Below are 11,799 nucleotides of genomic sequence, written 5' to 3'. Positions count from 1 at the left end.
AAATGGAGCGTCCACAGCGAAGAAGGGGCTAATTTTTTAAAATCCGCATGAATGCTTATTCTGTTGTGCTGTAAAAACATCATCGTTTGAGGTGTGGTGTAAGGTATAAAAACTTTATGCATGGGGTGTTTTGATGAGAGAATGCTATGGTATTCAGTTTTTTATTCAATATGTAAAAGAAACATTATAAGTCAAAATCTTCTTTAATGTGATAATGATTTTTGAGAATTAAAAAAAATATAAGTTTAAATATAAAGAGCAGCACAAAGTTCTGCTCTTTATATTTAAGTTAAAATTAGCTTCTGCTTTAGAAACGATAACGTATCCCGCCAGACAAATTGGTGCCAGATACTCCGGCTTTTTGCAGTTTTTGCCGATAGCTGATATCGGCGTTTAATACAATATTTTGAGAAAGATATGCATTCACCCCCATGCCTCCCTCAACTGAAGAGCCGGTAGGATCAACATGAAAGGTATCAGCAATTTTTATGGTTTTACCATCACCAAAAGCTCTGATCACATTCATTTTACCATAGAAGGAGACAGCCTTATTTTCTTCAGCAGCCATTATAGTTTTTGTTAAACGTCCACCAATCCGCACCAACCATTGATGCGGGTTGCCCATGTCTACTTTTAAGCCATCGGCATCTGAGAAGATATCAAAAATGAGATTTTGATAAATGAATTGTGCTTGTGGTTCAAATACCAATCCTTTTGTGTTGGTTGCTAATTTCTGACCAATGGTTGCAGATATATTAAGCATCTCAGTACCATCCAGTTTTGCGGCATTTCCAACAAGAGCTGTGGTAATATTTCCTTTTAACTTTCCGTAAGAAAGAAGTGTGTTTACATATATACCATTGCTATGTTGGATGCTGCTGTAAGCGGCAAGAGACCATTTATCAAGTGTTGTCTTTTCAGAATCTTGCATCTCTTTTGGCGTAAAGGCAAGTTTTCCGTATGTTCCTAAAAAACCAAAATGTGTGCTTATGTCTTTGCCTTCCGAGGCGGCTAATATGGCACCCAGTTGTAAAGCAGTATAGTTTACATCAGCACCATAACCGTAATGCAGTGGATCGCGGTTGGAAGATAAGGTGACTTTCTCGCCGTAGGAAGAGAAAAAGATACCATTCTTTTTATTGTCTTTTGCCCCAAATACTGTTGTTCGCATATTGTCTAACAACGTGTTTTGATTGCTGACATCAGTAAATCCAGCAGAAAATAAAGCATTAGATATGGTTAAATAGTTTGCTACCTGTGGTAAAAGTGCTCGAACTTTTTTATCCTTATCAATGTAGGCATTCTGTAAGCGGAAATCCCAGAAATTACTGTTCTTACCAAAAAGGTTTTGGCTCTCATGAGATGTTCCAGGTTTATAGCCTGTAAGTACATACTTATAAGGTTGTTTCCCTATTGTCATATAGTTTCCTGCTAACGTGAAGGAATTTTCGTTTGCTTGTCCGGAAACTTGAATGATTGAAATCCCATGTGTCCCTAAAGGAAGTGACGCCATGTGTTCTCCCCAAACAGCAGAGCTATCGGTTGTTTTTTTATCTGTTTTTCGGAGATTGATGTGAACAACAGTACGCCCTGAGACATCACCATTAATCACAATGCGATCGGTTTGTTGCTCCGTGATAGGAGAATGTTTATTCCATTGAGTATTTACATAAATTTCTGCAACACCTGTTGCACTGTAAACCGCTGCTGTATGAGCTATTTCATTTCTTTTCGGAAGATTAGGTCCTATAAACAGAGTTTGATAATGTCCTTCCACTGGCTTGTCAAACATAATGGCACTGTCTGTAAGGCGCAATTCAGAAAGGTTAGAGTATGATTTTTTATCAACACCAAACTGTACATGGTCATCTGAAACATTATCATTATTTTGGGCGTTTTTATTCGCCTTTAAAAGCCATTTTGTCCCTTCTTTTAGATCAAAAACAGTTCTATTATCTTTAGAAGTTCTCACTCCACCTTCTAAAGAAGAGTGGTTAGAAACCAGTGTAAGGGTGTTTGTGAAAGCATTTTCGTTTTTTATATTTTTTAATAAAATATCGGCATGAATTTCTGAATTTTTAAGGCTGACTTCACCGTTTATGCCTGTTCCATAAAGGTTGATACCTCTACCATGTTCAACGAAAATCCTTGTATTCTCTAGAGTTACTTTATCGGCAATATTGGCTCCATCTTGTTCTTGAACGGCGTTGGCATTCCTTTCAGCATTGCGTGTATATCGTTTTCTAGGGGCACTATACGGATTGTTGCGGAAAATAATACCGTCCACTTCATGATTACCCGTGACATGTACGCTTGAATCTTTCAGTTTGATTGTTCCCTCTATGTTTAGCAAACCAACTGTTTCTGCTGTTACAGTAATACCTGTAGCATCAATTTCTCCACCATCTGATACACTTAGCGCAACAAAACGCGCATCAACTGTTCCCCCTATCATGTTGATTTTTGAATTATTGCCCTCTGCATGTACAGCAAAACCATTGTCTTGAATTTTTTTGTTATATAGCGTTATGGTCTTACCGTTTTCAGCCTCAATTCTGGAGCTTATATCCTCAATTTGTGTAGAATTTTCAGGTTGTTTTATTGGTGATATTGGTTTTTTAAGCTCTGATTTTTCAGATATTTTTTGTGCAGAGGCAGATTGTACGGGCGCTGGTTTTACAGATTTTGGTGGTACCGATAATGCTGGTTTTCCAGTTTCTGGTCTTAAAGATATTGGCTGTGCGAGTTCTGGTTCTTTAAGCGCTGGCGATAGCTCTGTTGCCGGTTTTGTAGGTTCCGCTCTTGTAGGTTTTAAGTTTATAGGTGTTGGTTGTAAATTCGGTGCAGGTTGAGGAGGTTCTGACTGTGAGGATACAGCAGAATTTTCGGACATTTTTTCTCTGGAAGAGTTTGTAGAAGAGGTGGAAACACCCGAACGTCTTCTAGATTTTACTTCCATTCCTGCTGTTGGAGCTATTTCTGTCGTTGGAGATTGTGTAAGAATATCTTGTGTGGCTGTAGGGTTAGATTGTACACTTTTTGCCACTTTAGTCTTTGATGTTTGTGTATTTCCTTGGCTAAGATTAGAGTTTTGTTTTGAAGAAGAAATTGTATTTCGAACTAAATTTCCTTCAAGTTTGGTTGTGGAAGGTAGAGTGCTCGTAGGAGTAGGCGTTGTAGATTCACTCTTTGTAAGAGGAGGGGGTATGATCGTTCTTGTAGAGCTAGATGTTAAAGGTGGATATGAAGATGATGCATTTGAATGAGCGGGTTGTGGAGACGGGAGATCTATTGTAGGTTGTGCATTCGTATCATGAAGAGCATAAGACAAGCTGGTGGAAGAACAAAACAGAACTCCAGAAACTGTATATAGTAAAAAACTTTTTTTCATATAGATGTATTCCTAAATATTTCCCCTCTCTCATAAAAGATAAAACTTTAACCTCATTATGTTTCTTTTGTAAGAGACAAAACGAAACATAATGAGAGTACTTTGTATTTCAAGATGCAAATACAAGTATTTTTAAAAGTGATAGCGCATTCCAGCGGAAATATTTATTGCAGATATGCCATCTTTTTTGAATTTATGTTGATAGCTGAGATCATTATGAAACTCGATATTTTCAGATAAGTGCGCCTGAATACCAAAACCACCTTCGATTAAAAATCCCATAGCAGCAAGCGGAAGGTTTTCACTAAAAGTTTTGATCGCGTTCAGTTTGCCGTAGAAGGAAAGGGCATGGCCTTTGTTTTGCGTCAAACGTCCGCCAATACGGAGCAACCATTGATGAGGTTTGCTTATGTCTATTTTAGAGTTATCGTCATCTGAGAAAGAGCCAAGCATGAGACGCTGATAAACAAGTTGTGCTTGCGGTTCTAGGATTACACCTTCCAAACTGGTTGACAGTTTTTGACCAACAGTTGCAGCAGCCCCTAATGTTTTACTATTATTTACTTTTGAGGTATGTTTGATGAAAGCTCTGGTGTTATTTTCTTTGAAAATTCCATAAGAGAGAAATGCATGTGCATAGAGGCCACAGTCATGTTGAATATTTCCATATGCAGTGAGTGACCATTTATCAAGCATTTTCTTATGAGAGCTTTCTTTGTTTTTAGGCGTAAAAGACAATTTCCCATATGTTCCGAAAAGACCAAAATTGCTGCTGATATTTTGATCGTATAGCGCTATTAATGTCGCTCCTGCTTGCAATGCAGCATAGCGAATATCTGCTTGAACACCATCTTGTTTTTCTTGAATGCTGGAAGAAAAGGTGCTCTTATTGCCATAAGTGGATAAGAAAACGCCTCTCTCTGGATGATCTTTGGGTTCAAACATCGTTATTTGCATGTTGTCTAACGAGATATTTTGATTGTTGAAATCAGAAAAACCGACAGAAAACATCGCGATAGGCATAACTAAAGAGCTTTCTTTTTGTGGCATAAGAACTGTTCTTTTTTCTGCCAAATCAAGAGAAGCAGAAGTTGCGGCTGCTTCATTATCTGTAAGTTTAGAGGTGCTTTCGGTATCAGCGGTAGCGGTTCTCTTAACTTTTGTGGGTAATTTCACATGAGCTTTTGCGGATGTGTTAAGAGTCGTTTTCGATGCTTGTGTTGGTGTGTTTATTAAATCAATGGTATGGCGTGTTTGAGGGTTTAAGCCAGAAGCGGTACTGGTAGACGTAAAATTAAAAGAAGAAAAAAACAAAGCACAAGCGGCTGTACATAACAAAAGATTCTTATGCATAGAGATGTTCCTTAAGATATTTTCTTTGTTTTGCTAAAAATAAACCACTTTTTGACACACTACGTTTTTTGTAATGTAGTAAAATATAAGCAGCACTGTTTTCATCTCAGCGCTGCTTATGCGTCAAAATAGAGAGCTAAGATTTCTAAAAGCGATAACGCATTCCACCGGAAAAATTAATTCCAGAGACACCAGCTTTTTGAAGTTTATGTTGGTAATTAACGTCAGCATGAAGTGCGATATTTTTAGAAAGTTGCGCGTTAATGCCAAGCCCACCTTCAAGGGAAGAGCCCATAGAATCGAGATAGAAAGATTCAATAACATCGATAGTGCGCTTTTCACCAAAAGCTTTGATGACATTCAATTTACCATAAAAAGAAAGAACACGATCTTTTTCAATGGGAAGCATTGTTTTCGTTAAACGCCCTCCAATACGGACCAACCATTGATGAGGGGTCTTTATATTAACCTGGAAGCCATCAATATCTGAAAGAGTGCCAAATGTAATGTGTTGATAAATAAGTTGTGCTTGTGGTTCAAAGGACACTCCTTCAACACCAGTTGCTAGTTTTTGTCCAACGGTAGCTGATATATTTAATGTATCCGTATTATTTAACTCTGTGGTGTTGCCGATAAGGGCTGTTGTAATATGTCCGTTTAAAATGCCGTAAGAGAAAAGTGTATTAACATAGAGACCATTGTCATGGTGGAGGTTCCCATATGCCGTAAAAAACCATTTATCCAGTATGCTTTTGTCAGAACCTTCCATATCCTTTGGCGCAAAAGAAAGCTTTCCATATGTGCCTAAAAGACCAAGATTCGCGGTCATATTTTGATTTTCTAACGTTGCTAATGTCATGCCTGCTTGGATAGCAGCATAACGAACATCTGCACCATAACCATATTCTAATGGACTACGGCTGGAAGATAACGTTATCTTGTTGCCATAAGTCGATAAGAATATCCCTTTCTGTTTATGACCTTCTAATCCGAAAACTATTGAGTGCATATTATCTAACAGTGTATTTTGATTGTTTATATCAGCCAAGCCAGAGGAGAATATTGCATTATGCATAACCAAATAGCTTGCCATTTGAGGAACAAGAGCTTTGATCTTTCCTTCATCATCGAGAGTCGCACTTTGCAAGCGGAAATCCCAGAAATTCTCATTTTCTTCCAAGGGAGCTTGTCCATAGTTTTCTTTTTTAAGGGATGATGCATTGATATTTTGTGCATCTTTCTGTTTTGATTCTTGTGATATTCCGCTTAAATGACTTTGTGTCTTATCGGCTTTCCCACGGCTGGATGTTGGTCCATAAACATTGAGTATGTATTTATAAGGTAAGCCCTCCATTGTGGTGTAGCCATGGGCAAGTTTGAAGGAATCTTCATTTGCTTGCCCAGAAACTTGAATAAGTGAGAGCCCACGCATATTCAAAGGAATTGAATCTTCTTCATCATCGAATGGTTCTGCATGCTTTGAAAGATTGTTGAAATAGATCGTTGTGGTGCCTGAGACATCACCATGAACGAGAACACGGTCAGTTCTTTGTTGTTCTTTTGTAAGACCATTACTCCATTCTGTATTAAAGTAAATTCTTGCGTTCCCCAATGCATTGTAAACCGTTGTTGCATCGGAGCTTCTGTTTTGCTCTGCTTTTTGTGGATGTTTTCCTACATGCAAGGTTTGATAATGATTGTCTGCTAGTTTATGCGGAGCATTAAATATGATAGAGCTATTATTAAGGTTTAGGACTGAAACGATAGATTGTGCTCGTTGCTTAAGATCAAGGAGCTTATAATTAAATAGACTAAAACTATTTTCCAACTCAAATAGACTAATTTTTAAATGCCACTTGCTGTTATTGTTTAGGGTGAAAACCGTTGTATTTTGAGGAAGCGTTTTTGCTCTTCCTTCCATAATCGAATTATCAGCCTCTAATGTAAAAGTAGCAGGTTGAACCTCGAAGAAGGGTGAGACTTCATTTTTTAATAACATATCAGAACGAATTTCTGAGTTTTTAAGGTACGCTGCATTCGTTTTGGGATAATAAGGTCCGAAAATACCTACACCGTCCTTTACAAGAACTTTTGTATTATTAAGGATTGCTTTGTTTACAACTTCTTCTCCTTCTTTTATTGTAGAACTTGAAATATAACCAAAATTGATACCATAGGCTCTGCTGTGGCCTATGACCTTTAATGTTGAATCTTCAATATGGATTGTGCCGTTTGTGAGTGACAAACCATGCCCTTCTGCCTCTCCCACAATTCCTTTGGCATTAATTTGACCACCTGATGTTGCAGAAAGCAAAGTAAAGCCTGAGTGCATTACTGAGTTTGTAATGGTAATATGACCTTTCTTAGCAACCACGGCATCATACTTACCACGAACAAAAACATTATGAAGGCTCTTCTCTTCTCCATTAGCTACTTGGACCGTAGGAATCTCAAGAGGTTGTTTATTTGCATAAGTTGGAGCAAAATGAGAAAAAATGAAAGTTCCAGCAATTGTACATAACAAAAAATTTTTCTTATAAATATATTTCTTACACATAGATATGCCTTTAATATTTGGTATGCTTTGATGCTTACTTCATTCCCCTAATGGCGCAAGTACCCAATCAGTTTTTATATCATTATATTTTTATTGTAAACAACAAAACGAATATTATGCTTTGTTATTTATCGTTTAAAAATTGGTCTTAGAAGAGCTTTTAAAATAGAAAGCGCAATGCAGCGAAGATGGATTTCAGAAAACCTAGCTTGATAAGTATTTTTGTTTTAAAGTGCTAAGGATCAAAATATTTTACAAGGATGTTTATTGCTTAAGGCTGTTGTTATGAAAACTCTACAAAGTTTTTGGAGAAGATTTGTTGTGCATTTACAAAAATCGTTCAGTTGTTTTTCTTGCATATAGAATTATTCACTATGAATTTTTTTGATGTAAAAAAGCTAAAATATTTTGTATTTTTTACCGATATACAAAAATTTTTATAAATCAAAAAGGCAGTTCTCTTGAGACTTCAGCAGTCATTGAGAGATAAGGAATTTTGTTGCATTTGGTTTGAATGAAATTAATCCTTTCGAGAAAGCTGTATAGAAAGAACCGTTATTGATGGCTCTTTACGATAGATTGCAAAAAAGCAGTACATTCGTACTGCTTTTTTATTAAAAATGCATAGACTATAAATTGTTTTTTGCCTTTTCTTAAAACTGATAGCGTATTCCGCCTGAAAAGCTTGCTCCAGATATACCAGTTTTTTGAAGCTTATGTTGATAGTTAACATCAGCATAAAGGGCGATATTTTGTGATAATTGTGCATTCACACCAAGTCCACCTTCAACAGAAGCCCCCATAGAACCAAAGTGGAATGATTCACCAATCTGTATGGTGTCATTGTTAGAAAAAGCTTTAATAATATTCAATTTACCATAGAGAGAAAGAATACTGCCTTTTTCAATAGAAATCGTCGTTTGTGTTAAGCGCCCACCAGCACGCACTAAGTATTGATGAGGATTTCCCATATCTACATCAAAGCCATCGACATCTGAGAATGTGCCAAGCATGAGACGCTGATAAACAACTTGTGCTTGTGGTTCAAAGACCAATCCTTTTGTACTGGTTTCGAACTTTTGTCCAATGGTCGCCGATGCACTGAATGTATCAGCGTTTTTCAATTCTGCAGTCTTTCCTATGAGAGCTGTGGTGATATCTCCCTTGAGCATTCCATAAGAAAAGAGAGCATGGATATATGCACCATTATTATGGCGCAGTCCACTATATGCAGAAATTGACCATTTATTGAGTGTACTCTTGTCAGCACCTTCCATATCTTTTGGGGTGAAAGCTAATTTCCCATATGTCCCGAAAAGACCCAAATTGGTGGTTATGTTTTGATCTTCTAGAGCTACTAATGTAAAGCCTGCTTGTAAAGCAGCATAGTGAATATCGGCACCATAGCCATATTGCAATGGCGTACGGTGAGAGGATAATGTCATCTTATTTCCATAAGTCGAGAAGAAGATCCCTTTGTTTTTATGATTTTTTTTCTCAAAGCCTGTTTTTTGTATCGTGTTCAGTAAAGTGTTTTGATTGTTTACATCAGCCAGTCCAGCTGAGAATAGTGCGCTAGGCATGGACAAATAGCTTGCCACTTGAGGAACGAGAGCTCTGATCTTTCCTTCATCATCGAGCGTTGCACTTTGCAAGCGGAAATCCCAGAAATTCTGATTTTCTCTCAAATGGTTTTGTGTGCTCCCTATTTGCTCAGAATTTGCCGTTGATTCACCTTTTATATTATCCTCAATCTTCAAAACCACACCACCTAATACAACGGGGGTCGTGTCGGTTTTTGAGGACTTTTCTTGTGATTGTTGAGTTACTTCTCCTAAATGGCTTTGTGTGCTCTCTGCTTCTCCAAGACGTGATGTTGGTCCATAGGCATTTAAGATATATTTATAAGGCAAACCGCCCATTGTGACATAGCCATTTGCTAGTTTGAAGGCATTTTCATCTGTTTTTCCAGATACTTGAATGAGCGACAGTCCACGCATATTCGCGGGAATAGAAGCTTCTTCTTTTGATGGCTCACCTTTTGAAAGACTATTGAAACTAATTGTCGTGGTGCCTGATACATCTCCATGGACAAGAAGGCGGTCCGTTTTTTGTTGTTCTCTTTTTAAACCATCACTCCATTCTGTATTGAAATAAATCCTTGCATTACCTGTCGCATTATAAACGGTTTTTATAGCGGAATCCCTGTTTTCGTGTGGTTTAGGGATCTCAATTGTTCGTCCTACACTCAAGGTTTGATATTGACCCTTTGCCAGCCTATGTGGCGCATTAAACACAATAGAGCTATTATTGAAGTTCAGTACTGAAACGGTAGATAGTGCTCGTTGCTTAATATCATGGAGTGCATAATTAAATGAACTAAAATCACGATTTATGTCGTATTGACTTACATTTAAATACCATTTGCTGTTGTTATTTAAATTAAAAACAGTTGTATTTACTGCTAAGGTTCTTGCTCTTCCTTCCATAATCGAATTATCGGCGGTTAATACAAAAGTCACAGGATGAGGATCTGAATCTGTTTTCTTTTTTACATTATTTTGTAATAGTACATCAGAACGAATTTCTGAATTTCTAAGTTGAACCTCGGCAACAGACTTTGAAGATGATGGTCCTAAAATACCGACACCATTTTCCACAAGAAGTTTTGTATTGTTAAGAATTGCCTTATTGATAACTTCTTCACCATCTTTCACAAAAACATCTAAAATGCTATGAAAAATAATACCGGATTGTTTTTTGCTTTCTATGAATGAATCTTCAATGTTAATGATACCGTTTGAAATCGATAGACCAGTGTACAAGGCATTGACGTTTACTCCTTTAGCATTAATACGTCCACCTTGTGATACAGCAAAAGCAAACGAAGCTGAATGTATTGTTGAGTTTGTAATTGTGGCAATTGCTTTTTCAGAGGCGTGCACTGCGCTCAATCCATTGCGGATAAAAACGTTATTAAGAGTTTTTTCTTCTCCTTTTTCCAGCTTAAACTCACTAATAATTTCAGGAGGTTGTCTATTTGCATAAGTTGGAGCAAAATGAGAAAAAATGAAAGTTCCAGCAATTGTACATAACAAAAAATTTTTCTTATAAATATATTTCTTACACATAGATATGCCTTTAATATTTGGTATGCTTTGATGCTTACTTCATTCCCCTGATGGCGCAAGTACCCAATCAGTTTTTATATCATTATGTTTTTATTGTAAACAACAAAACGAATTATAGTTATGGTGTTCTCTATGATTTGAAGTTTTTCTTAAGAAAAACTTTTTAATGATCATAAGAAGTCGGGAAAAATGGATTTCATAAAACCTAGCTTGCTCAAGCTTATGCTAAAAACACTATGAAGTATGATATTTAAAATTGTCTATTAAGGATAATCGTTATAAAAGCTCTATAGCATTGAGATGTATTATTTTATGCACTCACCAAAACGATCAGCAAATTTTCTCTGCTATAAGAAAAAGAGATGAGGGGGCTATTCACAGGCTTTCTTTAAAGAGACTTTTCTTTAAGGGTACCAAAGCTTATTTCGCGACGATGTGGTCATGAATGCTATAACGCTAAAGCCATAGAGTCTCATCATCTTTACGCTTACGAAGGAGCAAGCTGATACCTTTAAGCTTAATAAAAGAGCAAGCCCATCACACACTTTGCTAGCTCCTAATGTTTGTGACAAGCTCTTGGTTCTTGAGACAGTTCATTATAGGAGTTCTTAGGCTTTTCTTATATAACTTTGCTCCACACGCCAGCTCCGCTTGTAACGTGCAAGAAAATTTTTAATTGATTCAACATAAAACAAGTTTGAAATGAGAGAATCCTACGATATTCCGGACTCTCATTACAACATGTAAAACAAAGAATTATATTTATAAATCAATATATTATATGGAATGATAGGGATAAGCATTGTCAAAATGGTTTGCCTAAAAAACGGTACATGGAAATATAAATGAATTCTTACAGGGTGGTGTTAAGCTAATGGATTGAAGAAACAGATAGCAAAGGTATGAACAGAGAACTTCTTTTATCATTATCTTTTCCAATGTTGTTTTCTTTATATTGCCTAAAAATACACTTTGCTTAGCTGTATAGACAAATTCGATAATGAATATGCCGCGTGACTCGTGTAAATAGCAGAGAAGGAGATCATTGAGGAGAAAGAAAAAAGTTTTAGGGGATAAGAATAGTAGCTTACATAGATTAAAAAAGGCAGTATACTATACTGCCTTTTTATTAAATTGAATAGAATGAATAGGCTATTTACAGCCTTTCCTTAAAACTGATAGCGTATTCCACCTGAAAAGTTTGCACCACTTATACCAGTTTTCTGAAGCTTTTGTTGATAATTCACATCACCATGAAGGGAGAAATTGTGAGACAGTTGTGCATTGATACCAATGCCGCCTTCAATTGCAGGTCCCATAGGATCAAGGTCAAAGTCTCTACCAATATGAATGGTACCATCATCACC

At 36.8% G+C, this 11,799-nt stretch carries 6 protein-coding genes; 1 reads left to right on the top strand and 5 read right to left on the bottom strand.

The window, feature by feature from the left end:
• Positions 1-307 precede the first annotated feature (307 nt).
• Positions 308-2,893 (bottom strand): autotransporter outer membrane beta-barrel domain-containing protein, encoded by a 2,586-nt coding sequence (locus ACFIKG_RS07990; RefSeq protein WP_404978568.1) that lies wholly within the window; start codon positions 2,891-2,893, stop codon positions 308-310.
• Between the two features lie 28 nt (positions 2,894-2,921).
• Between ACFIKG_RS07990 and ACFIKG_RS09910 the strand changes: the two genes are divergently transcribed.
• Complete coding sequence (locus ACFIKG_RS09910; protein WP_404978548.1) at positions 2,922-3,266, top strand: hypothetical protein; 345 nt, start codon at positions 2,922-2,924, stop codon at positions 3,264-3,266.
• A 257-nt stretch (positions 3,267-3,523) separates the two neighbouring features.
• Here the strand turns inward: ACFIKG_RS09910 and ACFIKG_RS07985 are convergent, their stop codons facing one another.
• The 4 genes from ACFIKG_RS07985 to ACFIKG_RS07970 all read right to left on the bottom strand — a co-directional run.
• Positions 3,524-4,744: an autotransporter outer membrane beta-barrel domain-containing protein gene (locus ACFIKG_RS07985; protein ID WP_375652062.1), complete on the bottom strand. Its 1,221-nt coding sequence runs from the start codon at positions 4,742-4,744 to the stop codon at positions 3,524-3,526.
• 145 nt (positions 4,745-4,889) lie between these two features.
• Entirely contained in the window at positions 4,890-7,301 is a 2,412-nt protein-coding gene (locus ACFIKG_RS07980; protein WP_375652061.1) for an autotransporter outer membrane beta-barrel domain-containing protein, read from the bottom strand.
• Positions 7,302-7,954: 653 nt separating this feature from the next.
• Complete coding sequence (locus ACFIKG_RS07975) at positions 7,955-10,432, bottom strand: autotransporter outer membrane beta-barrel domain-containing protein (protein WP_375652060.1); 2,478 nt, start codon at positions 10,430-10,432, stop codon at positions 7,955-7,957.
• Positions 10,433-11,601: 1,169 nt separating this feature from the next.
• A partial coding sequence (locus ACFIKG_RS07970) for an autotransporter outer membrane beta-barrel domain-containing protein (RefSeq protein WP_375652059.1) occupies positions 11,602-11,799 on the bottom strand: 198 nt, incomplete at its 5' end.

Origin of the sequence: Bartonella sp. LB28NMGDW (assembly GCF_042194435.1) — a bacterium.
Taxonomy (GTDB): domain Bacteria; phylum Pseudomonadota; class Alphaproteobacteria; order Rhizobiales; family Rhizobiaceae; genus Bartonella; species Bartonella grahamii.
This window is presented reverse-complemented; position numbering and strand designations above follow the sequence as displayed.

What these genes read in the sequence shown, in the direction of transcription:
- ACFIKG_RS07990 (WP_404978568.1), bottom strand. Translation starts at nt 2,893, where the DNA reads ATGTCCGAAAATTCTGCTGTATCCTCACAGTCAGAACCTCCTCAACCT.
- ACFIKG_RS07985 (WP_375652062.1), bottom strand. Translation starts at nt 4,744, where the DNA reads ATGCATAAGAATCTTTTGTTATGTACAGCCGCTTGTGCTTTGTTTTTT.
- ACFIKG_RS07980 (WP_375652061.1), bottom strand. Translation starts at nt 7,301, where the DNA reads ATGTGTAAGAAATATATTTATAAGAAAAATTTTTTGTTATGTACAATT.
- ACFIKG_RS07975 (WP_375652060.1), bottom strand. Translation starts at nt 10,432, where the DNA reads ATGTGTAAGAAATATATTTATAAGAAAAATTTTTTGTTATGTACAATT.